Here is a 22,232-nt window from a genome sequence, read left to right as displayed (position 1 = left end):
CCGGTGTACTTGTGACGGCCCCGTTCCTCGTCCCAGACGACTTCCGTCTCCGGAAGGAGTCCTGCGAAAGCTGGGGTCTTGAGCAATTGCGACAGCGAGCCGACCTGCCACAAGCCACCTCTGGGCGCAGGGATCTCCTGCTCGTTGAGCAGCCTGGCGATTCTCACCAGAGGGCCTGGCCATCCCCTCGCCGCAAGTCCCCTCCCGGAGTTGCTCACTCCGTGAACGAACAGCAGGATCAGAGGTAAGAACCTCAGGACCTTCCTGGGGTCCGGGGCCCGGCTTCGGGCCCCGGACCCGTCGGTCCACTCAATCCTGGTGCACCACGTTCCGGCCGGGACCGCCGGAGAGCCTGTCGTTGCCGGGACCGCCGTACAGCCTGTCGTTGCCGCTGTTGCCGTACAGGACGTCGTTGCCCTTGCCGCCGTACAGGGTGTCCGCGCCGGTTCCGCCGTACAGGGTGTCCGCGCCGGTTCCGCCGGTGATGGTGTCCTCGCCGTCGTCGCCGGACAGGTACTGGGCCCCGCTGCCGCCGTGCAGCACGTCGTTGCCCTTGCCTCCCTGCACGATGTTGTCGCCGCCGCTCGCGTTGATCGTGTCGTTGCCGTCGTCGCCCCAGGCGAGACCCTCCTTGCCCACGGTGATGGTGTCGTTGCCCGTGCCGCCGGAGACGTAGGCGCCGTCGAGGCGACCGGAGTCGGTGGCCTTGTCGTTGCCCGTGCCGAGTGCGATCTGGGCGTAGAAGTAGATCTGGTCGGTGGCGTTCCTGTAGGCGAGCATGTCGTCCCGGTCGCCCAGGCTCACGATCAGCGCGGCGTACGGGTCCTGACTGTCCACGAGAGTGACCCTGCAGGAAACCTTGGTGTGGTCCGCGCTGTCGGGGTAGGTGCAGTCATGGCCCGCGCTGATCGGGACAACGTCGTCGATCACATAGACGATGCCCGTGCGGTCCGCGGTGAGCGATGCGGTGACAGCGGCTTTGTTGGCCTGACCGGCGGCGGCCTTGTAGGTGAGCTGCCAGTCGTACTGGTTGACCACGGCGGTGGCCGGTGCCGTCGCGGCGTCGACGGTACCGGCCGTGGTGAGTGCCGCGGCCATGGCCGCACCGAGAGCCAGCGTCATCGCCGGGACGGCGCGTACGACCCGGCGGCGGATGGGACGAGCATGCATGGAGACCTCCGAGAGGACCGTGCGCAATTGCGCGAACTACGCACTGTCGGACTCGGGGCCCACCCCGTTGGTTGGGCAGCTTCTGCACAGGCACGGGGACTTCAACTCCCGGACATCCATTGGACCGGGGGAATCCGCGGCCCGGTCAGGTGAGGACGTGTCCGGTCGTCGCGTCCACGTGCCCGGGAACCTCGTCGTGCCGATCGCCCACCGTGAGGGTTCCGGTGGGCTCGAGGAGCAGGATCTCGGTGGGCACACGCGCGTGCGGCTTGTGCTCGGTACCCCGGGGGACCGTGAAGACCGAGCCCTTGGGGAGGACGACCGTGCGCTCGCCGGCCGGCTCCCGCAGGGCGATGTGCAGTTCGCCCTCCAGGACCAGGAAGAACTCGTCGGTGCGGTCGTGCACGTGCCAGAGGTGCTCGCCCTCGACCTTGGCGACGCGGACGTCGTAGTCGTTGACGGCGGTGACGACGCGGGGGCTCCACAGCTCGTCGAAGGAGGCGAGGGCGTGGGCGAGGGAGACGGGTTCGCTGGTCATGGCGATCATCCTGAGGCGTCGACGAGCGTCAGCGTGAGTGCTAGAAATCGCATATGGCGCAAGGATCCTCTCAGTCGACACGGTCGACTCACCGGGTGGCCGTGATCGTCGACGCGGGCACCAATCCGTTCGAGGTCGGGGTCGCCACCGAGTTGTTCGGGCTGCCGCGGCCCGAACTGGGGATGCCCGTCCCGCCGTACGAGGTGACGCTCTGCGCCCCCACGCCCGAGGTGCGCATGAACCACGGCTTCTTCACGCTCAGCGGGGTGGCGGGGCTGGCGGCCGTGGACGAGGCGGACACGGTCGTCGTACCGGGACGGCCCGACAACGTCGTACCGCGCGGTGCCGACGTTCTCGACACCGTCCGGCGCGCACACGCGCGTGGGGTGCGGATCGTGAGTTTCTGCACCGGGACCTTCGCGCTCGCCGAGGCCGGGCTGCTGGACGGACGGCCGGCCACGACACACTGGCGCTGGGCGGACGCCTTCCGGGAACTGCATCCCCGGGTGCTGCTCCGGCCGGACGTGCTCTTCGTCGACGACGGTGACCTGCTCACCGCCTCGGGCAGCGCGGCCGCGCTCGACCTGGGGCTGCACGTCTGGCGGCAGGACCACGGCGCCGAGATCGCCAACGCGGTGTCCCGGCGGCTGGTGTTCGCCTCGCACCGGGACGGCGGCCAGCGGCAGTTCGTGGAACGGCCGGTGCCCGAGGTGCCGGACGAATCGCTCGGCCCGCTGCTGGCCTGGGCGCAGGAGCGGCTCGGACAGCCGCTGACCGTGGCGGACCTGGCCGCGCGGGCCGCCGTCTCCCCCGCCACCCTGCACCGCCGGTTCCGCGCCCAGCTGGGCACCACCCCGCTGGCCTGGCTGACGGGGGAGCGGGTGGCCCTCGCCTGCCGTCTGATCGAGCGCGGGGAGGAACGGCTGGACGTGGTGGCGGCGCGCAGCGGGCTCGGCACCGCGGCCAACCTGCGGGCGCGGTTGCGGCGCGAGACGGGACTCAGCCCGTCGGACTACCGGCGGCGTTTCGGGCCGGTGGGGCGGGAAGGGGTACAGGTATGAGATTCCTGGTACGCGACCGGCTCCTCGGCTTCGGTGAGGACTACTGGATCGAGGACGAGCGCGGCGACAAGGTCTTCCTCGTCGACGGCAAGGCCATGCGGGTACGCGACACGTTCGAGCTGAAGGACCGGCACGGGCGGGTGCTCGTCGACTTCCACCAGAAGATGTTCGCCCTGCGCGACACCATGGTGATCGAACGCGAGGGCGAACCGCTGGCCACCATCAGGCGCAAGCGGCTCTCGCTGCTGCGCAACCACTACCGGGTCCGGCTGGCCGAGGGCACCGAACTGGACGTCAGCGGCAAGATCCTCGACCGGGAGTTCGCCGTCGAGTACGACGGTGAGCTGCTGGCCGTGGTCTCCCGGCGCTGGCTGCACGTACGGGAGACCTACGGCGTCGACGTCGTACGGGACGACGCGGACCCGGCGCTGCTGATCGCGGTGGCGGTGTGCGTGATCCACCTGGCCGACAAGGAGCGGGACGGGGACTAGGAGCTGCTAACGGTGGCGCGGGGGGTCCAGGCCGAGGAGTCGGTCCTTGAGGGCCGGGAACTGTTCGCGGGTCGCCGCGACCTTGGCCGGGTCGAGGTCGACGGTGAGGATCTCCTCGCCGGCACCCGCCTCGGCCAGCACCTCGCCCCACGGATCGACCACGATCGAGTGACCGGCCTGCGGAACTCCGGCGTGCGTCCCGGCCGTTCCACACGCGAGCACGAACGCCTGGTTCTCGACCGCCCGCGCCTGGGCCAGCAGCGTCCAGTGCGCGCGCCGGCGCTCGGGCCAGCCCGCCGAGACCACCAGCGTCTCGGCCCCGGCGTCGACGAGTCCGCGGAAGAGTTCGGGGAAACGGAGGTCGTAGCAGGTGGCCACGCCGACTGTGGTCCCGGGCAGCCGGACCGTCACCAGCTCCTGTCCCGCGCCCATCAGCACCGCCTCGCCCTTGTCGAAGCCGAAGCGGTGGATCTTACGGTAGGCCGCGGCCAGCTCACCGGAGGGGGAGAAGACGAGAGCCGTGTTGTAGAGGGGGCCGTCAGGATCCCGCTCGGGGATCGAGCCGGCGTGCAGCCAGACGCCCGCGTCGCTCGCCGCCTTCGCCATCGCCTCGTACGTCGGGCCTTCGAGCGGCTCGGCCTCCGTGGCGAACTCCTCGTAGGCGAACGCGCCCGTCGTCCACAGCTCGGGCAGTACGACGAGATCGGCGTCCGTCTGCTCGCGCACCAGTGCGGTCACGCGCTGCCGACGAGATTCGACCGATTCACCCTCGTTTACGTCGATCTGGATGAGCGAGGCGCGCACACTACCACCGTCCTGGCATTCGAGCCGTCCACACGGGCCTACGATCGTCACACGAAAGCACTGCCGGGGTGCCTCACAGCAGCGTAACTTAGCGTTTCAAGACACCCGCCGACAGCAGCCACCTCCCGCTGGCAGCGCCGCCACCACCTGCCCGAGTACCGACCGCCGAGGGGTCCCGTTCCGTGAGTCTGCATCCCACCCTCCAGCCCTACGCCGACGCTTGGACCCACTCCATCGAAGCGATATCCGAGCTGGTGACGCCGCTTGTCGAGGGCGAGTGGAACCGGCGGACCCCGTGCCCGGGCTGGTCGGTGCGGGACGTGGTCTCCCACGTCATCGGCCTGGACTGCGAGATGCTCGGCGACCCGCGCCCCATCCACACCCTGCCGCGCGACCTCTTCCACGTCACCAACGACCAGCAGCGCTACATGGAGATGCAGGTCGACGTCCGCCGCCACCACACGGCGCCGGAGATGACCTCCGAGCTGGAGTACGTGATCATCCGCCGCAACCGCCAGCTGCGGAACGAGTCGCGGGACCCGGGCGCCAAGGTGCGCGCCCCGCTCGGCACCGAGCTCACCCTCGAAGAGTCCATGCGCGGCCACGCCTTCAACGTGTGGGTGCACGAGCAGGATCTGCGGGCCGCCCTCGGGCGCCCCGGCAACCTCGACTCCCCCGGCGCGCACATCGCCCGTGACGTGCTGCTCGGCGAGCTGCCGGCCGTCGTCGCCGAGAAGGCGAACGCACCGCGCAGTTCGGCCATCGTCTTCGACGTGCACGGCCCCATCGAGTTCCTGCGCACCATCCGCGTCGACATCCAGGGCCGCGGCACCCTCGAAACGGCCCCCGCCCTCGGTCCCGCCGCCACCTTCACCCTCGACTGGGAGACCTTCGTCCGCCTGGCCTGCGGCCGCACCACGCCGGACGCGGTCGCGGACCGGGTGAAGGCGGAGGGCGAACCGGAGCTGACGGCGGCGATCCTGCGCAACTTCGCGGTCACGCAGTAAGAATCGGGAAAGAGGCGGGCGCGGGGTGCGCCGGTAATTCGGTGCCCTGCGGCGGCCGTCCCGACCTATCTTTCCCGGCATGACCTCTGCGACCGCGCCACAGGACGACCTCCCGCCCCGCCTCACCCGGCTCACCTTCCACGGCCCGCTCTCCGAGGCCCGTGCGACAGCGATGGTCCGGCGCCTCGCGGGCTCGCAGCCCGGCAGCGTGCTGGACATCGGCTGCGGCTGGGGCGAGTTGATGCTCCGGCTGCTGGCGGCCGTACCGCAGGCCCACGGCGTCGGAGTGGACGTGAACGCGGCGGACCTGGAGCGGGGGCGGCGGGCCGCCGGGGCGCGAGGGCTGGCCGGGCGGGTGGAGTTCGCCGAGGAGTCCGCGGTGGGCACCGGCCGGGGCCCCGCCGACGTGGTGCTGTGCCTCGGGGCGAGCCAGGCGCTGGGCGACGATCTCGTGCCGGCCCTGCGGGAGCTGCGGCGGCTGGTGTCCGACGGCGGGCGTGTCCTGCTCGGCGAGGGGTTCTGGCAGCGCACGCCGACCGAGGCGGAGCTGGCCGGAATGTGGCCGGGCGCCTCGGCCACCGACCACCACGGCCTGGCCGCCCTGACCGACCTGGCGGTGGCCGCCGGCTTCCGCCCGGAGTGGATCGAGACGGCGAGCATGGAGGAGTGGGAGGAGTTCGAGTCGGCGTACCAGGCGGACACGGAGGTCTGGCTGGCGGCCAACCCCGGCCACCCCTTGGCGACGGAGACCCGAGCCCGCCTGGACAGCCACCGCTCGGCCTGGCTGACGTACCGGGGTGTGCTGGGTCTGGCCTACCTGACCCTCGTCCCGACGGCGGCTTGATCCGACCCACGGAACGGGCGGGAGGGGATCACGCAGGCACGTGCACCGTCTCCACCCGGCTGGCCACCAACCGTTCCCGCTCCCGCCGGACCGCCCGCCCCCGCAACCGCAGAATCTGGCTCACCCCCAGCGCCTGCAGGACGAACACGCACGAGAACGCCACCGAGTAGTTGTCGCCGGTGGCGTCCAGCAGCACACCCACCGCGAACAACGTCGTCATCGAGGCCGTGAAACCACCCATGTTGGTGATCCCGGACGCGGTGCCCTGCCGCTCGGGCGGGTTGGCGGGCCGCGCGAAGTCGAAGCCGATCATCGACGCCGGCCCGCACGCGCCCAGCACCGCGCAGAGCACCACCAGCAGCCACATCGGCGCGTGGTCGGCCGGATACACGAGCGTCGCCGCCCACACCACCGCCGTCGCCCCGACCGTGCCCAGCGCCAGCGGCAGCCGCGCCGTGTGGTGGCGGGCGATGATCTGGCCGTATACCAGGCCGATCACCATGTTGGAGAGGACGACCAGGGTCAGCAGTTCACCGGCCGTGGCGCGGGACAGCCCCTGCGCCTGGACCAGGAACGGCAGCCCCCACAGCAGCAGGAACACCATCGCCGGGAACTGGGTGGTGAAGTGCACCCACAGGCCCAGCCGGGTCCCCGGCTCCCGCCAGGACGCGGCGATCTGCTTCCGTACGTACCCGGCCCCTTGATGCGGGAAGGGCGCCGGCTCGTACCCCTCGGGGTGGTCCTTCAGGAAGAACAGGACGAGGACCAGCACGACCACACCGGCGAGCGCGCTGCCCGCGAACGCCGGGGTCCAGCCGATGCCGTGCAGCAGCCGGGCCAGGACCAGCGTGGAGACGAGGTTGCCCGCCATGCCGACGAGACCGGCGAGCTGGGCGACGAGCGGGCCGCGCCGGGCCGGGAACCAGCGGGTGCCGAGCCGCAGCACGCTGATGAACGTCATCGCGTCACCGCAGCCGAGCAGCGCGCGCGAGGCGAGCGCGGTGCCGTACGAGGGGGAGAAGGCGAAGCCCAGCTGCCCGGCGGTGAACAGCACGGCGCCGATGGACAGGACCTTCTTCGTGCCGAGTCGGTCGACCAGCAGGCCGACGGGTATCTGCATGCCGGCGTAGACCAGCAGCTGGAGTATGGAGAACGTGGACAGCGCCGAGGCGCCCACGTGGAAGCGGTCGGCCGCGTCGAGGCCGGCGACCCCGAGGGACGTCCGGAAGATGACGGCGACGAAGTAGACCGAGACGCCTATGCCCCAGACCACCACGGCCCGGCGGCCGCCCGGCGGATCACCGGGCAGGGACGCACCGCCGCGGCTCATCGGACCTCACCCCTCGCCAGGTGCGCGAACCAGTCGACGTGCCGGTGCACAAGGCCGACCGCGCGATCGGCATCCCCCGCGCGCAGCGCGTCCAGGATCTCCTCGTGCTCGGTCAGCGACTTGGCGATGCGGTCGGGGTGCGCGTGCATGATCGCGACCCCCATCCGCAGCTGGCGGTCGCGCAGCTGGTCGTAGAGGCGGGAGAGGATCTCGTTGCCGCCGTCGCGAACGATCGCGGCGTGGAAGCAGCGGTCGGTGACGGCCGCGGCGGCCAGGTCACCTGCGGCGGCCTCGGCCTTCTGCCGGTCGAGCAGTTCCTGGAGCCGGGCCACCAGCCCCGCCGACGCCGGTACGGCCTTGCGCACCGCGTGCTCCTCCACCAGCATCCGGGTCTCCACCACGTCCGCGATCTCCTGCGCGGAGACCGGCAGCACCATGGCGCCCTTCTTCGGGTAGAGCTTGATCAGGCCCTCGACCTCGAGACGCAGCAGCGCCTCCCGTACCGGGGTGCGGGAGACTCCCACGGCCTCGGCCAGCTCGCCCTCGGTGAGGAGGGTGCCGCCTTCGTAGTGGCGGTCCAGGACGCCCTGCTTGACGTGGGAGTAGACGCGGTCGGCGGCGGGGGGCTGCTTGACGGCCAGGCTCATGCCCACAGCTTAGATACAACACGTACGCAAGCGGCACGGGAGTCCATCATCCGGACGTGATGTAAATCGCTCTCAGCAGCCGCACAACCATCTGTGCTACTTACGTGTCACACACGTGCGGCCCCACTCGCTTCGGCACCCCCAACTCGGCCGCACGCCAGGGGCATTACGACTCGACTCGACTCGGGGTATTTCAGTTGATTACCGGTATTAAGGGCACCCGCCTCCGCAAGGCCGTCGCCATCGCCGTCACGTCCGGCGCGATGCTCGCGACCGGAGCCCTCACCGCGGCGCCCGCGCAGGCCGTCACCGCGCCCACGATCGTGGCCAAGGGCGGCTACATCATGAACAACGCGAACGCGAAGACGCTGTACACGAAGAAGGCGGACACCGAGCTGTCCACCGGCTCCACCACGAAGATCATGACCGCCAAGGTCGTGCTCGCCCAGTCGAACCTGAACCTCGACAAGAAGGTCACGATCCAGAAGGCGTACAGCGACTACGTCGTCGCCAACAACGCCTCCCAGGCACACCTCATCGTCGGCGACAAGGTCACCGTCCGTCAGCTGCTCTACGGGTTGATGCTGCCCTCGGGCTGCGACGCCGCCTACGCACTCGCCGACACGTACGGCTCGGGCACCACGCGCGCCAAGCGCGTCGCCAACTTCATCTCCAAGATGAACACCGCCGCGAAGAACCTGGGCCTGACCCACACCCACTTCGACTCCTTCGACGGCATCGGCAACGGCAACAACTACTCGACGCCGCGCGACCTGACGAAAATCGCCAGCAGCGCGATGAAGAACTCCACGTTCCGCACGGTCGTCAAGACGAAGAAGTACACGGCGAAGACGATCACCAAGACCGGCTCCACCCGCACCATGGGCGCCTGGACCAACACCAACACGCTGCTCAGCAGCTACAGCGGCGCCATCGGCATCAAGACCGGCTCCGGCCCCGAGGCCAAGTACTGCCTGGTCTTCGCCGCCACCCGCAACGGCAAGACGGTCATCGGCACCGTCCTCGCCTCCTCCTCGATCACCCAGCGCGCGACGGACGCCACGAAGCTCCTGAACTACGGCTTCTCGACGATCTGACCCACCTCGCACTGAGCCGACGAAGGCCCGCCGCAACCCGTGCGGCGGGCCTTTGGCATACCAGGACGGTTCGCCGCAGCAGATGTGGTTCACATGAACGAACCCAACAAGCAAGCGAAGCCCGCCGGCCGAAGGCTCTCTCCGACCATGTCCCAGAAGACCATCGAGAGATTCTCGAGACCCTGACTGGAGGTTACGGTCTCAGCATTCCCGCAGGTCGAAGAAGGGCGAGACCGTGACTGGAAGTCACGGTCTCGCCCTTCTCCCACTTCTCCCGGGGTCTCACCCCCAGGTGATCAACCGCTTCGGCTGCTCCAGGATCGCGGCGATGTCCGCAAGGACCTTCGAGCCCAGCTCTCCGTCCACCAACCGGTGGTCGAAGCTCAGCGCCAGCGTGGTGACCTGACGCGGCTTCACCTTGCCCTTGTGGACCCACGGCTGGAGCTTGATCGCGCCGACGGCGAGGATCGCCGCCTCACCCGGGTTGAGGATCGGCGTGCCCGTGTCGATGCCGAAGACGCCGACGTTGGTGATGGTCACCGTGCCGCCCTGCATCGCGGCGGGTGACGTCTTGCCGTCCCTGGCCGTGCCGACCAGCTCGCCGAGCGCCTCCGCGAGTTGCGGGAGCGTCTTCGCGTGGGCGTCCTTGATGTTCGGCACGATCAGGCCGCGCGGGGTGGCCGCGGCGATGCCCAGGTTGACGTAGTGCTTGAGCACGATCTCCTGGTTCGCCTCGTCCCAGGACGCGTTGATGTCCGGGTTGCGCTTGATGGCGACCAGCAACGCCTTGGCGATGAGGAGGAGCGGGTTGACCCGGAGGCCCTGCAGGTCCTTGTCCTGCTTCAGCTCCTCCACCAGCTTCATGGTGCGGGTCACGTCCACCGTCACGAACTCCGTGACGTGCGGGGCCGTGAACGCCGAGCCCACCATCGCCGCCGCCGTCGCCTTGCGGACGCCCTTGATGGGGATACGGGTCTCGCGGGCGGTGTCGGGAGAGGCGGCGGCCGGGGTCACGGCGGTCTCCGGGACCGTCGGCTGCGGCGCGGTCGTCGGTACGGTCACCGCCGGCACCGCCGCGTGCACGTCCTCGCGCGTGATGATGCCGTCCGGGCCGGACGGGGTCACCGTGGCCAGGTCGACGCCCAGGTCCTTCGCCAGCTTGCGCACCGGCGGCTTCGCCAGCGGGCGGGGCCGCTCCTCCTCCACGGCCGGGGCAGCGGCCGGGGCAGGGGCGGGGACCGGAGCGGGGCCGTGGCCGTTGAGCTCCTGCTGGACCGCTGCCTGGACGGCCGCCTCGGCGACCGTGACCTCCGGGCCCTTGCGCGGGCGGCGCTTGGTGGAGGAGGCCGCCACGCCGTAGCCGACGAGGACCGGCTGGCGGCCCTCCGGCTTCTTCTCCGGCTCCGGGGAGGGGGCCGGGGCCGCGGCGGGCTCCCCGGCCGGCGCCCCGCCCGTCACGTCCACCGCGATGATCGCCGTGCCCACGTCCACCGTGGTGCCCTCGGCGAAGCGCAGCTCGCGGACCACGCCGTCGTAGGGGATGGGCAGTTCGACGGCCGCCTTCGCCGTCTCGACCTCGCACACCACCTGGCCGTCGGTGACCGTGTCGCCGGGCTGGACGTACCACTTGAGGATCTCGGCCTCGGTGAGCCCCTCGCCCACGTCCGGCATCTTGAACTCGCGTACGGACGCTTCCGTCATCGTCGTCACGACCCTCTCCTCAGTACGCCAGGGCACGGTCGACGGCGTCGAGCACCCGGTCCAGGCCCGGAAGGTACTCCTCCTCCAGGCGGGCCGGCGGGTAGGGGGCGTGGTAGCCGCCGACCCTGAGAACCGGGGCCTCCAGGTGGTAGAAGCAGCGCTCGGTGATGCGGGCGGCGATCTCCGCGCCCGAACCGAAGAACACCGGGGCCTCGTGGACCACGACCAGGCGGCGGGTCTTCTCGACCGAGGCCTGGATCGAGTCGAAGTCCATCGGGGAGACGGACCGCAGGTCCAGGACCTCCAGCGACTTGCCCTCCTCGGCGGCCGCGTCGGCGGCCTCCTGGCAGAGCTTCACCATCGGGCCGTAGGCGGCGAGGGTCAGGTCGGTGCCCTCGCGGACCACGCGGGCCTTGTGCAGCGGACCGGGGATGGCTTCGGTGTTGACCTCGCCCTTGTCCCAGTAGCGGCGCTTGGGCTCGAAGTAGATCACCGGGTCGTCGCTCTGGATGGCCTGCTGCATCATCCAGTAGGCGTCCGAGGAGTTGGACGGAGAGACGATCTTGAGTCCGGCCACGTGCGCGAAGAGCGCCTCGGGGGACTCGGAGTGGTGCTCGACCGCGCCGATGCCGCCGCCGTAGGGGATGCGGACGACGACCGGCATCTTGACCTTGCCGAGCGAGCGGGCGTGCATCTTCGCGAGCTGGGTGACGATCTGGTCGTACGCCGGGAAGACGAAGCCGTCGAACTGGATCTCCACCACCGGGCGGTAGCCGCGCAGGGCGAGGCCGATCGCGGTGCCGACGATGCCGGACTCGGCGAGGGGGGTGTCGATGACGCGGCTGTCGCCGAAGTCCTTCTGCAGCCCGTCGGTGACCCGGAAGACACCGCCGAGCTTGCCGACGTCCTCGCCCATGACGAGGACCTTGGGGTCCGACTCCAGGGCGCGGCGCAGCGACTCGTTGATCGCCTTGGCCAGAGCCATCTTTTCCGCTGCCATGGTCAGGCCCCCTCTACGTCCGCGAACGACGCCTGGTAGGCGGCGAACTGGGCTCGCTCCTCGTCGACGAGCGCATGCCCGTCGGCGTACACGTTCTCGAAGATGGCGAAGTTGTCCGGGTCCGGCATGGCCCGTACCGCTTCGCGCACTCGCCTGCCCAACGCCTCGGACTCGGCTTCGAGTTCCGCGAAAAATCCGTCGTCCGTGTGGTTTGAGGCCTCCAGGTACCGGCGCAGGCGCAGGATCGGGTCCTTGGCCTCCCAGGCCAGCCGCTCGTCGTCGCCCCGGTAGCGGGTGGGGTCGTCGGAGGTGGTGTGGGCGCCCATCCGGTACGTGTACGCCTCGACCAGCGTCGGGCCCTCGCCGCTGCGGGCGCGCTCCAGCGCCCACTTCGTGACCGCGAGACAGGCCAGCACGTCGTTGCCGTCGACCCGGACGCCGGGGAAGCCGAAGCCCTGGGCGCGCTGGTAGAGCGGGACGCGGGTCTGCTTCTCGGTCGGTTCGGAGATCGCCCACTGGTTGTTCTGGCAGAAGAACACCACCGGGGCGTTGTAGACCGCGGCGAAGGTGAACGATTCGGCGACGTCGCCCTGGCTGGAGGCGCCGTCGCCGAAGTAGGCGATGACCGCCGAGTCCGCGCCGTCCTTGGCGACGCCCATCGCGTAGCCGGTGGCGTGCAGCGTCTGCGAGCCGATGACGATCGTGTAGAGGTGGAAGTTGTTGCTGTTGGGGTCCCAGCCGCCGTGGTTGACGCCGCGGAACATGCCCAGCAGGTTGGTCGGGTCGACCCCGCGGCACCAGGCGACGCCGTGCTCGCGGTAGGTCGGGAAGACGTAGTCGTCCTCGCGGGTGGCCCGCCCGGAGCCGATCTGGGCGGCCTCCTGGCCGAGCAGGGACGCCCACAGGCCCAGTTCGCCCTGCCGCTGCAGGGCGGTGGCCTCGGCGTCGAAGCGGCGGGTGAGCACCATGTCGCGGTACAGGCCGCGCAGCTCGTCGGGGGTGATCCCGGCGACGTACGCGTCGTACTCGGCGTTCTTGACCCGCTTGCCCTCGGGGGTCAGCAGCTGCACGAGCTCGGGATCGGTGCTCTTCTTCGCGGTGGTACGGCTGGTGGTGCGCTTGGTGCCGGTCTTGCTGCCGGTGGTACCGGCCTTGCCTGCGGCGCTGCGTCGCGGTGTGCCCGCGGCACTGCTGTCCACGCTCACGTGTGCTCCTCCGTCGGTCCGGCCCCCGGGGTTGCCGGGTGAACCAGTGCGGCTCACCTGCTTCCGACACCCATGGCACGGGGTGTGTGCCACTCGGCCGGGAACAGGCGTGACAGGTGCCCCGGCGAGCGCCCTGCAACATGCACGTTACCCAGTGCTCCACATTTCTGTGAAACCCCTCCTGACCTGCGTTTTTGCTTGGAAATCCAAGTACTTTTTGCTTGGGATCCCTAGTAGATCGACGCGGGCCGGAAGCTTGCTGGTCAGAGCCTTGCAGGAGGCCGGAGCAACGGCACGTTATCCCGCCGCCCGGGGCCACGGGAAGATGTCGAGGTGTCCGGTCTGCTCCCCGAAGAGCGGGCGCGCGCCGCGCGCGGCGCGCTGACCCTACGCTCCGCGCGCCGTCACGGCGGCGCATCTTTCGCACTTGCATTCGCCATGACCCATCGCGTGACCGAAAGCGACCACCGACGACTGCCTGTGACAACTCGCAGCTCACAGGGTTGGTGCTTGCCCTAGCATCTGCCGCGTGCCGCGCTCATGTTTACCCCCCCTCGTACCCCACGCGCCCCCTCTGGGCGCCCTGCTCCGGCTGTACGCCGCCGGTTCCGCGCTCGCCTGCGAACCGGTCGAACAGGGCCTGCTCAACCGCGGCTACCGCCTCTGCACCACCCGCGGCCGCTACTTCCTGAAACACCACTTCGACCCCGACACCGCCGATCCGGCCGCCATCGAGCGGCGTCATCTGGCCACCCTGCGACTGGCCGCCCTCGGCGTCCCGGTCGCCCCGCCCCTCGCCGACCGCGACGGCCGTACGGTCGCCGTCGTCGGCGGCCACGCCTACGCGCTGCACCCCTGGATCGACGGCCGGCACCGGCACGGCGGCCAGCTCACACGCGGGGAGTGCGCGCGGCTCGGCGCGCTCCTCGGCGCCGTGCACGCCTGCCTGGAGCGCGTGATGCCCCCCAAGGGGCGCACCCGCCCGGCAACCAGCCCCCACCCCGTCGAGAGCGCCGACCCGGCCGACACCTTCGCCCTCATCGACGACCTGCTCGCCCACGTCAGCCGGCACCGCCCCGCCGACGCCTTCGACGAACTCGCCCGCCACCGGCTGCTCGAACGCCGTGCGCTCCTGGAGCAGCACACCGCCCGGCGCCCCCCGCGCGGCGCCTCGGTGGGCTGGGTGCACGGCGACTTCCACCCGTTCAACCTGCTCTACAAGGACGACGCGCCCGCCGCGATCGTCGACTGGGACCGGCTCGGCGTGCAGCCCCGCGCTGAGGAGGCCGTACGCGCCGCCGCGATCTTCTTCGTGCGCCCGGGGGGAGCGCTCGACCTGCGGAAGGTACGGGCGTACGCGCACGCGTACCGGCGCGCGGCCGGGGCCACGCCCTCGGAGCTCGCGGCGGCCGTGCATCGCGTGTGGTGGGAGCGGCTCAACGACTTCTGGATGCTGCGCTGGCACTACGAGCGCGGCGACACCCGCGCGGACACCCAGTTCCCGGCCGCCTCGGCACTGGCCGTGTGGTGGACCAGGGAGTACGACGCGGTGTGCGACGCGTTCGTGCAGTAGCGGCTGATCGGCGGCGGCCGGTCAGCCGAAGGGTGTCGGTGTCCTTCAACCGCCGCCGACACCGGTGCCGGCGATCGAGCCGGCGTCGGTGCCGCCGTCGTCGCCCGCGCCTGTCGTGTCGGAGGGCTGCGTGTCCGGCGAGCTCTCGGAGTCGGTGGGCTGCGAGGCGCTCGCCGTGTCGCTCGGCTCGTCGGTCGGCTCGCTGCTCTGCTGCTGGGACTGGCTGTAGGTCGGGGTCGGCGACGGCGTGTAGCCGGAGTTGTCGTTGTTGTTGCCCGAGCCGCTGTCGTCGGTCTCCGTGTCCGTGGCCGTGTCGCTGGACTCGTCCGACGGGCTGGAACTCGGCGTCTCGTCCTTGGTGGTCTGCGAGGTGGTCGGCGACTGCGACGTACCGGTGCCGCCGTCGCCGCCGCCCCCGCCCTTGTTCAGCGCCAGCGCGACGCCCGCCGCGATGGCGATCACCGCGAGGACGGCCAGGATCCACAGCTTGCCGCGGCCGCTGCCTCTGTTGCCGTGCCCCTCGAAACCGCCGTCGTCGCCGCCCCCGTAGCCGCCCGGCAGGATCGGCTGCGGGATCTGCGTGGTCCCGGCGCCGGTCGTCGGGTGCGGCATCACGGTCGTACCGGCGAAACCGGCCGCCGGTGTGTGCCGGCCGTCGTGCACGGTGACCGGGCCGGTGTTCCAGGTGCCGGTGTGGCCGCCCTGGTCGTACAGCATCTGCAGGCCGTACTGGACCAGGCCGCGCATCTCCTCGGCGGTCTGGAAGCGGTCGTCGGGCTCCTTGGCGAGCGAGCGCATGACCAGGCCGTCCAGCTCCGGCGGGGCCGCGCCCTCGGAGGTCTGGGAGGGCGGCACCGGAATGTCCTGGACGTGCTGGTAGACCACCGCCAGCGGGGTCTCGCCGATGAACGGGGGCCTCAGGGCCAGGAGTTCGTACAGCAGGCAGCCGGTGGCGTACAGGTCGGAGCGGTGGTCGACGGCCTTGCCGAGCGCCTGCTCCGGGGAGAGGTACTGGGGCGTGCCCATGACCATGCCGGTCTGCGTCATCGTCGTGGAGGCACCGTGCAGGGCGCGGGCGATACCGAAGTCCATCACCTTGACGGCGCCGTTGTGCGTGATGATCACGTTGGCGGGCTTGATGTCGCGGTGCACGATGCCGTGCTGGTGCGAGTAGGCCAGTGCCTCGAGGACGCCGGAGACGATGATCAGGGCCTGCTCGGGCCCCGGCGCCTCGGCGTTGATCAGCAGGTCGCGGATGGTGCGGCCCTCGACCAGCTCCATCACGATGTACGGCACGGACTGGCCGCCCACCACGTCCTCGCCGGAGTCGTACACCGCCACGATCGCGTGGTGGTTGAGCCCGGCGACCGACTGTGCCTCGCGCGTGAAGCGGGCCTTGGAGACCGGATCCTCGGCGAGGTCGGCCCGGAGCAGCTTCACGGCCACGGTGCGGCCGAGCCGTACGTCCTCGGCCGCGAACACCTCGGCCATGCCGCCCCGCCCGAGCCGGTGGGTGAGCCGGTACCGGCCGTCGCCGACCAGGCCCTGGTTGCCCCACATCTCCGGCGCGTCTGACATGCCGCCGCCAGTCGCCTCGGGGTCGGACGGGCCCTGGGCGCTGTGCGTCTGTGCCATCGGTCCTCGCCGTCGTTTCTGCCCGCGGTGCGCGCGGTGTTGTCACGGTCTCCGTCGGCCACGCTACAGCCTCCGCGCAACCCGTCGGTCCGGGATCCGGCCCGTGGACGGACCGGCCATCAAACCCGTACCACTCGCCGCCGTGCAAATTCTGTGTACCGGACGTACGGCCCCTGTAACTCTTCCGCGGCTGTTGTTTCGCGTACGGTCACGGAACGGGCACCGCGCTTGACGTGTCACTGCCCTCCGGCAGACTTGGCCGGGAATGAGACATTCGATCAACAAGGGTGCCTGAGTGCCGGGCGGGGGACGGGGAAAATGAGCCAGGACGGCACATACGGCCGTTACGCGGGGCGGGCTCTGGCCGGTGGCCGCTACCAGCTGCGCGACCTGCTCGGCGAGGGCGGCATGGCCTCCGTGCACCTGGCGTACGACGCGGTCCTGGACCGGCAGGTCGCGATCAAGACCCTGCACACCGAACTCGGCCGGGAACAGGCCTTCCGCGAACGCTTCCGCCGCGAGGCCCAGGCAGTGGCCAAGCTCACGCACACCAACATCGTCTCCGTCTTCGACACCGGCGAGGACGCGCTCGACGGCTCGACCATGCCGTACATCGTCATGGAGTACGTCGAGGGCCGCCCGCTCGGCTCGGTCCTGGACGAGGACGTACGGCAGTACGGCGCGATGCCCGCCGACAAGGCGCTGAAGATCACCGCGGACGTGCTGGCCGCGCTGGAGATCAGCCACGAGATGGGGCTGGTCCACCGCGACATCAAGCCCGGCAACGTGATGATGACCAAGCGCGGTGTCGTCAAGGTGATGGACTTCGGCATCGCCCGCGCCATGCAGTCCGGGGTCACCTCGATGACCCAGACCGGCATGGTCGTCGGCACCCCGCAGTACCTCTCCCCGGAGCAGGCGCTCGGCCGGGGCGTGGACGCGCGGTCCGACCTCTACTCGGTCGGCATCATGCTGTTCCAGCTGGTCACCGGGCGGCTGCCGTTCGACGCGGACTCGCCGCTGGCGATCGCCTACGCGCACGTCCAGGAGGAGCCGGTCGCTCCCTCCTCGGTCAACCGTGCCCTTCCGCCGGCGGTGGACGCACTGGTCGCCCGCGCGCTGAAGAAGAACCCGAACGAGCGTTTCCCGACCGCCGAGTCCATGCGCGACGAGTGCCTGCGGGTCGCCGCCTCGCTCCAGCCGGCCGCACCCAGCATCATCCCGGGCATCCCGCCGACGCAGAGCGGCGCCGGGGTCGGCTCCGCGGTGTTCCCGCCGGTCGGCCAGGGCACGCCGACGCCTCCCGGGCCGGTGCAGACGCCGTACCAGCCGGCACCGGCCCCCAATCCCTACGGGGCCACGGGGCCCTCACCCGCCTACGGCTATCCGCAGCAGGCGGGCTACCAGACCCCGGCCGGATACGCCCAGCCGGCGCCGTCGACCCCGCCGCCGTACAACATCACCCCCCAGGCGCCGTCCGCCGGTGGCGGCGGTGGTGGGAAGAGCAACCGGCCGGTGGTCATCGGGTCGATCGCGGTGTCGCTCGTCGCGGTGGTCGGCCTGATCGTCGCACTGGCGCTGAACACCGGCGGCGGCGATGACGACACCGGCGGCAGCGGGGGCGGCGGGGGCAGCAGCGCGAGCACCGCGGCCTCGCACGCCTCGGGCTACCGCGGTCCGGACACCTCGAAGACCGTCGAGAAGACCGAGTGCACCGAACCGCAGGAGTCCTACGACGACCCGGACAAGATCCAGGTCCCGGACTTCAAGTTCAAGTACATCAAGTCGGTCAAGGAGTGCTTCCAGGCCGCCGGCTGGCAGATGAAGATCGTCTCCGTGGACGAGAACACCTACGGCGACGGCACGATCATGGAGCAGTTCCCCTCCGCCGGCACCGACGTCGACCCGCAGGACATGCCGACCGTCGAGCTCAAGGTGTCGACGGGCAACCCGCCGACCGGCTGACGCGAGACGCGGCGGGAGTGGCGGGTGCGGCGAGGGGAAGCGGGAGCGGCGGGAGAAGGGGAGTAGGAAGGGCCCGGCGGTGGTTCGCCAGGCCCTTCGCCGTCTCGGGAGTGTCCGGGAGTCTCTAGAGGTACGGCCCGCCGGAGCGGCCGGCCGGGCCGTGCTCCTCGCCCTCGTGGCCGACGCCCGGCGGCAGCGCACGCCGCATCGACTCCAGCTGGGCGCGGGCCGCCATCTGCTGGGCGAACAGGGTGGTCTGGATCCCGTGGAACAGCCCCTCCAGCCAGCCCACCAACTGGGCCTGCGCGATGCGCAGCTCCGCGTCGGAGGGGGTCGCGTTCTCGTTGAACGGCAGCGAGAGGCGCTCCAGCTCCTCCACCAGCTCCGGGGCAAGACCGTCCTCCAGCTCCTTCACGGAGCTGGCGTGGATCTCCTTGAGCCGGGCCCGGCTGGCCTCGTCGAGGGGAGCCGCGCGCACCTCCTCCAGGAGCTGCTTGATCATGCTGCCGATCCGCATGACCTTGGCGGGCTGTTCCACCATCTCCGTCACCGGGATCTCGCGGGAGTCCTCGTCCCCGTTGCCGCCACCGAGTGCCATCCCGTCCTGGCCCACGACCAGGATCTGCGGATTCTCGGGCGACCGTTCGTTCCTCGGCATCTCCATGCCGCCATTCTCTCGCACCCCTGCACCTCACCACCGTGGTGCCCCCCTTGAGGGCTGATCCACCCCTCAAAACCGCCCCGGACCGGCCGTAGCCCCTTCGGCCGCATCAGAAATGCCGGGTTTGCCGTCACATGTGAGGCTGGTGATCGTCGGCCCTGACGACGACTGTGCTCCAGGAGGTCACCGACGTGACTCCAAGGCTGCGACTCCCCCGCGCCGGCAACCGGCCCCTCGGTCAGGTACGGCTCGCGCCCGCCCGCCCGCTGCTCGTCCGGCTGCTGCTCGTCCTCGCGGCGGTCCTGCTCCCGTGCGGCACGGCTGTCGCGTACGGCCCCGAGCCGGCGCCCTCGGACTCCGCCAGCGCCTCGGCCACCCCCGAGCCGTCGCTGGCCGGCACCTTGGCCGGCGAGGGCCGGACACGACCGGGGCGGCCCCAGGGACCGGCGACGAAGGTCGAGGACCAGGACCCCGACGACCCGGACGACCCCAGCACCCCGGACCACTCGGACCACTCGGACCACTCGGACCACTCGGAGGACGATGGCGGTCTCGGTGCGGGGACGGCGACGGAGTCTGCCGGGAGCGGCACCGAGAGCCCGGCGGCCGCCTCCGCACAGCCGCCCCGGGAGGCCGTCCTGACTTCCGTCTCGCCCCAGCCGCACCCGGCGGGCCAGGCGATCGGCCCCGGCCAGGACGACGACACCGAGCCCGTGCTGCACATCCTTCCGCTCGGCAGCGGCCTGGTCATGATCGGCCTCGGGCTCGGCCTCGCCTTCGTCGGCCTGCGGGTACGGCGGGGCTGAGGCGCTACGGCGCTACGGCGCTACGTGGCTACGTGGCTACGTGGCTACGTGGCTACGTGGCTACGGGGCTACGGGGCTACGGGGCTACGGGGCGATCAGCAGAACCTTGCCGATGTGCTCGCTCGCCTCGACCACCCGATGGGCCTGCGCAGCGTCCGCCATCGGCAGCTCCCGGTCGACGACCGGACGGACATGGCCCTGGGCGATCAAGGGCCACACGTGCTCCCGGACCGCCGCGGTGATGGTCGCCTTCTCGGCGAGCGGACGGGCGCGCAGCGAGGTCGCGCTGATCGCGGCCCGCTTCCCGAGCAGCGCGCCGATGTTCAGCTCGCCCTTCACACCGCCCTGCATGCCGATGATCGCGAGCCGCCCGTTGACCGCGAGCGCCTGCACGTTCCGGTCCAGGTACTTGGCGCCCATGTTGTCCAGGATGACGTCGGCCCCCGCGCCGCCGGTGGCCTGCTTCACCTCGGCGACGAAGTCCTGCTCGCGGTAGTTGACGAGAATGTCCGCGCCGAGCTCGGCACAGAAGTCCAGCTTCTCCTTCGTGCCCGCGGTGACCGCGACCTTGGCACCGACCGCCTTGCCCAGCTGGATCGCCATGGTGCCGATGCCGCTGGAGCCGCCGTGCACGAGAAGGGTCTCGCCGGGGCGCAGGTGGGCGATCATGAAGACGTTCGACCAGACCGTGCAGGCCACCTCGGGCAGGGCTGCGGCCTGCTTCAGGTCCAGGCCCCCGGGCACCGGCAGCAGCTGTCCGGCCGGCACGGCGACCTTCTCGGCGTAGCCGCCGCCCGCGAGCAGCGCGCACACCTCGTCGCCGACCGACCAGCCGGAGACACCGGGTCCGAGCGCGGTGATCCGCCCGGAGCACTCAAGACCGGGGTACGGGGAGGCGCCCGGCGGCGGGTCGTAGTAGCCCTGCCGTTGCATGATGTCGGCGCGGTTGACGGCACCGGCCACCACCTCGACCAGCACTTCGCCGTCCCCGGGCACGGGATCGGGAACCTCGTCCCACACCAGCGCCTCGGGCCCACCAGGTTCGGGAATCGTGATCGCATACATGCGGCCGACGCTACTCCCCGCCCGTCCGGGCCCCGCTGGTGACGTCACCGGCGGCTCGCCCGGTCAGGCGCGGGGTATCGGTCGTACGTCGGGGGCGACCTGGCTGCCCGGCGAGGCCCGCACGATCGTGATCAGCCGGTCCGTCGCCTCGATGGTGCCGACGGCCGGATCGTCGTACCCGAGCACCCGGTGGCCGCGTACGACGCTCACCACCAGGTCGGCCGTCTCGCGTGGCGTCCTGCCGACCTCGGCCTTGACCGCGGGGCGCTCCACGAGGTCAAGGCCGCTGCCTTGCTGGATGAGGTCCTCTATGACCATGCCGGCGGCCGGACTGAGCACGGACAGCCCGAGCAGCCGCCCGGCCGCGCTGGCGCTGGTGATCACGGCGTCGGCGCCGGACTGCTTGAGCAGCGGCGCGTTCTCCTCCTCGCGGACCGCCGCCACGATCTTCGCGGCCTTGTTGAGCTGCCGGGCCGTCAGGGTCACCAGCACGGCCGTGTCGTCACACTGGGTCGCGATGATGATCTGCCGCGCCCGCTGCACCTCGGCCCGCTTCAGCACCTCGCTGCGGGTCGCATCGCCCATGACGCCCGCGTATCCGTCGGCGGTGGCCGCCTCGATCACCTTGGAGCTCGGGTCGACCACGACCACCTGCTCCTTCTTCAGCCCGGTCGCACAGACGGTCTGGATCGCCGACCGCCCCTTCGTCCCGAACCCGACGACGACGGTGTGATCGCACAAGGCCGACCTCCAGCGGTTTCCCGAAAGTGCCCTTAGAGCATGGACAACGACCTTGTGCCGCGGGCCCGTTGGGGCGACTTAGCGGGGCAGAACTGGGCCGGACCCGTCCGCCTGTCCTTCGAGGTCGACGAGGGCCCCGATACTGCTGAGAACGACGCTGGCGACACCACGGGTGCCAGGCCCGCGTTCCGGCCCATGACCGGCCGGGACATCAGGAGCCGCGACGAGCAGGAGAAGGACAACAAGCGCTTCGTCGACTCCCGCGGGGGCCGGTACGTCGATACGTACGAGGAGCCGGACACGAGCGCGTGGAAGCGCCAGCGCGTCCGGCTGCCGAACGGCGAGACGGGTACCGCGTCATCCGCCCTGGCTTCGAGGGCGCGTTGGAGGACCTCAAGCGGGGACTGGCCCGAACGGCGAGCGGTTGGACGGCTTGATCGTCTACGACATCGACCGGCTGACGCGCGACAACCGGCACCTAGCGGACGCGATCGAGGTCGTGGAGAACTTCGGGCGCCCGATCATCGACATCGCGGGCACCCTCGATCTCCTCACGGACAACGGCCGTACGGTCGCACGGATCGTGACCGCGACGAACAACAAGCAGTCAGCCGCCACGGCACGACGGGTCGCCCGCAAGCACAGCGCTCTTCAGCAGGCAGGCATCCCCACGGGCGGGACCAGGCCCTTCGGGTGGCAGGACGACAAGCGCACGCTGGACCCTCACGAGGCGGAGTGGCTCCGCCGGATGGTCGAGTGGTTGCTTGCGGGCAAGCCGATCTCGGCCGTCATCAGGAAGCTCGCCTACGGGTGACCAACCCGACGCACGCCGGACACGACCACGACCGTACCTAGACGCACCCTCAGGAGACGAGGGCAGGGAACGCCTGT

Annotated in this window: 20 protein-coding genes and 2 pseudogenes; 10 read left to right on the top strand and 12 right to left on the bottom strand. The window is 70.8% G+C overall.

What is annotated here, in order from left to right; translation table 11 throughout:
* Positions 1-309: 309 nt before the first annotated feature.
* Both ACZ4UV_RS26385 and ACZ4UV_RS26380 read right to left on the bottom strand, forming a co-directional pair.
* The gene (locus ACZ4UV_RS26385; protein WP_451017772.1) at positions 310-1,170 is read right to left on the bottom strand and encodes a calcium-binding protein; all 861 of its coding nucleotides are present in this window, start codon (positions 1,168-1,170) and stop codon (positions 310-312) included.
* Positions 1,171-1,315: 145 nt separating this feature from the next.
* Complete coding sequence (locus tag ACZ4UV_RS26380) at positions 1,316-1,708, bottom strand: cupin domain-containing protein (protein WP_451017773.1); 393 nt, start codon at positions 1,706-1,708, stop codon at positions 1,316-1,318.
* Between the two features lie 53 nt (positions 1,709-1,761).
* Between ACZ4UV_RS26380 and ACZ4UV_RS26375 the strand changes: the two genes are divergently transcribed.
* Both ACZ4UV_RS26375 and ACZ4UV_RS26370 read left to right on the top strand, forming a co-directional pair.
* Positions 1,762-2,769 carry a GlxA family transcriptional regulator gene (locus ACZ4UV_RS26375; protein ID WP_467841101.1) on the top strand — a complete coding sequence of 336 codons (1,008 nt, stop codon included), beginning with the start codon at positions 1,762-1,764 and terminating at the stop codon, positions 2,767-2,769.
* A complete protein-coding gene (locus ACZ4UV_RS26370; protein ID WP_351486425.1) occupies positions 2,766-3,260 on the top strand; it encodes an LURP-one-related/scramblase family protein in 495 nt (164 codons plus the stop codon). The genes ACZ4UV_RS26375 and ACZ4UV_RS26370 overlap by 4 nt, the downstream gene beginning before the upstream one ends.
* Positions 3,261-3,266: 6 nt before the next feature.
* Here the strand turns inward: ACZ4UV_RS26370 and ACZ4UV_RS26365 are convergent, their stop codons facing one another.
* Entirely contained in the window at positions 3,267-4,064 is a 798-nt protein-coding gene (locus tag ACZ4UV_RS26365; RefSeq protein ID WP_451017775.1) for a carbon-nitrogen family hydrolase, read from the bottom strand.
* A gap of 182 nt (positions 4,065-4,246) precedes the next feature.
* On the opposite strand from ACZ4UV_RS26365, the gene ACZ4UV_RS26360 reads away from it, so the two are divergent.
* Both ACZ4UV_RS26360 and ACZ4UV_RS26355 read left to right on the top strand, forming a co-directional pair.
* Positions 4,247-5,071 carry a maleylpyruvate isomerase family mycothiol-dependent enzyme gene (locus ACZ4UV_RS26360; RefSeq protein ID WP_390045606.1) on the top strand — a complete coding sequence of 275 codons (825 nt, stop codon included), beginning with the start codon at positions 4,247-4,249 and terminating at the stop codon, positions 5,069-5,071.
* Positions 5,072-5,150: 79 nt separating this feature from the next.
* Entirely contained in the window at positions 5,151-5,915 is a 765-nt protein-coding gene (locus ACZ4UV_RS26355) for an SAM-dependent methyltransferase (protein ID WP_451022911.1), read from the top strand.
* A 28-nt stretch (positions 5,916-5,943) separates the two neighbouring features.
* Here the strand turns inward: ACZ4UV_RS26355 and ACZ4UV_RS26350 are convergent, their stop codons facing one another.
* A complete protein-coding gene (locus tag ACZ4UV_RS26350; RefSeq protein WP_451022912.1) occupies positions 5,944-7,245 on the bottom strand; it encodes an MFS transporter in 1,302 nt (433 codons plus the stop codon).
* The gene (locus ACZ4UV_RS26345; protein ID WP_451022913.1) at positions 7,242-7,892 is read right to left on the bottom strand and encodes a GntR family transcriptional regulator; all 651 of its coding nucleotides are present in this window, start codon (positions 7,890-7,892) and stop codon (positions 7,242-7,244) included. Before ACZ4UV_RS26345 ends, ACZ4UV_RS26350 begins: the two co-directional genes overlap by 4 nt.
* Positions 7,893-8,089: 197 nt before the next feature.
* Here ACZ4UV_RS26345 and ACZ4UV_RS26340 point away from each other — a divergent pair, with 197 nt between their 5' ends.
* Together ACZ4UV_RS26340 and ACZ4UV_RS26335 are read left to right on the top strand one after the other, a co-directional pair.
* Entirely contained in the window at positions 8,090-8,989 is a 900-nt protein-coding gene (locus ACZ4UV_RS26340) for a D-alanyl-D-alanine carboxypeptidase family protein (RefSeq protein WP_451022914.1), read from the top strand.
* A gap of 131 nt (positions 8,990-9,120) precedes the next feature.
* Positions 9,121-9,222 (top strand): annotated as a pseudogene (locus tag ACZ4UV_RS26335) (DNA-binding protein); the annotation flags it as partial.
* A 49-nt stretch (positions 9,223-9,271) separates the two neighbouring features.
* On the opposite strand, the gene ACZ4UV_RS26330 reads toward ACZ4UV_RS26335, so the two are convergent.
* From ACZ4UV_RS26330 to pdhA, 3 genes are read right to left on the bottom strand one after another with little or no spacing between them, the layout of a single operon-like run.
* The gene (locus ACZ4UV_RS26330; RefSeq protein ID WP_467841094.1) at positions 9,272-10,699 is read right to left on the bottom strand and encodes a dihydrolipoamide acetyltransferase family protein; all 1,428 of its coding nucleotides are present in this window, start codon (positions 10,697-10,699) and stop codon (positions 9,272-9,274) included.
* 10 nt (positions 10,700-10,709) lie between these two features.
* Entirely contained in the window at positions 10,710-11,690 is a 981-nt protein-coding gene (locus ACZ4UV_RS26325; protein WP_351486408.1) for an alpha-ketoacid dehydrogenase subunit beta, read from the bottom strand.
* A 2-nt stretch (positions 11,691-11,692) separates the two neighbouring features.
* The gene (gene pdhA / locus ACZ4UV_RS26320) at positions 11,693-12,895 is read right to left on the bottom strand and encodes a pyruvate dehydrogenase (acetyl-transferring) E1 component subunit alpha (protein WP_390045589.1); all 1,203 of its coding nucleotides are present in this window, start codon (positions 12,893-12,895) and stop codon (positions 11,693-11,695) included.
* Between the two features lie 529 nt (positions 12,896-13,424).
* Between pdhA and ACZ4UV_RS26315 the strand changes: the two genes are divergently transcribed.
* Positions 13,425-14,468, top strand: a complete 1,044-nt coding sequence (locus ACZ4UV_RS26315; protein WP_467841089.1) for a phosphotransferase — start codon at positions 13,425-13,427, stop codon at positions 14,466-14,468.
* A gap of 45 nt (positions 14,469-14,513) precedes the next feature.
* On the opposite strand, the gene ACZ4UV_RS26310 is transcribed toward ACZ4UV_RS26315, so the two are convergent.
* Positions 14,514-16,103, bottom strand: coding sequence for a protein kinase domain-containing protein (locus ACZ4UV_RS26310; RefSeq protein WP_351486403.1), 1,590 nt, complete (start codon positions 16,101-16,103; stop codon positions 14,514-14,516).
* A gap of 318 nt (positions 16,104-16,421) precedes the next feature.
* On the opposite strand from ACZ4UV_RS26310, the gene ACZ4UV_RS26305 reads away from it, so the two are divergent.
* Complete coding sequence (locus ACZ4UV_RS26305; RefSeq protein WP_451021170.1) at positions 16,422-18,068, top strand: protein kinase domain-containing protein; 1,647 nt, start codon at positions 16,422-16,424, stop codon at positions 18,066-18,068.
* 124 nt (positions 18,069-18,192) lie between these two features.
* On the opposite strand, the gene ACZ4UV_RS26300 is transcribed toward ACZ4UV_RS26305, so the two are convergent.
* Positions 18,193-18,732, bottom strand: a complete 540-nt coding sequence (locus ACZ4UV_RS26300) for a bacterial proteasome activator family protein (RefSeq protein ID WP_351486401.1) — start codon at positions 18,730-18,732, stop codon at positions 18,193-18,195.
* Positions 18,733-18,920: 188 nt separating this feature from the next.
* Between ACZ4UV_RS26300 and ACZ4UV_RS26295 the strand changes: the two genes are divergently transcribed.
* On the top strand, positions 18,921-19,535 hold the full coding sequence (locus tag ACZ4UV_RS26295) for a hypothetical protein (RefSeq protein ID WP_467841084.1): 615 nt from the start codon (positions 18,921-18,923) through the stop codon (positions 19,533-19,535).
* A gap of 84 nt (positions 19,536-19,619) precedes the next feature.
* On the opposite strand, the gene ACZ4UV_RS26290 is transcribed toward ACZ4UV_RS26295, so the two are convergent.
* Both ACZ4UV_RS26290 and ACZ4UV_RS26285 read right to left on the bottom strand, forming a co-directional pair.
* Positions 19,620-20,600, bottom strand: a complete 981-nt coding sequence (locus ACZ4UV_RS26290; RefSeq protein ID WP_390045580.1) for an NAD(P)H-quinone oxidoreductase — start codon at positions 20,598-20,600, stop codon at positions 19,620-19,622.
* Positions 20,601-20,663: 63 nt separating this feature from the next.
* Positions 20,664-21,359 (bottom strand): annotated as a pseudogene (locus tag ACZ4UV_RS26285) (potassium channel family protein); the annotation flags it as partial.
* Positions 21,360-21,765: 406 nt separating this feature from the next.
* On the opposite strand from ACZ4UV_RS26285, the gene ACZ4UV_RS26280 reads away from it, so the two are divergent.
* The gene (locus ACZ4UV_RS26280) at positions 21,766-22,155 is read left to right on the top strand and encodes a recombinase family protein (RefSeq protein ID WP_467841082.1); all 390 of its coding nucleotides are present in this window, start codon (positions 21,766-21,768) and stop codon (positions 22,153-22,155) included.
* Positions 22,156-22,232 lie beyond the last annotated feature (77 nt).

Source organism: Streptomyces sp. NPDC028289, from assembly GCF_055565975.1.
The sequence above is the reverse complement of the archived record's forward strand: the minus strand, read 5'-3'. Positions and strand labels throughout refer to the sequence as shown.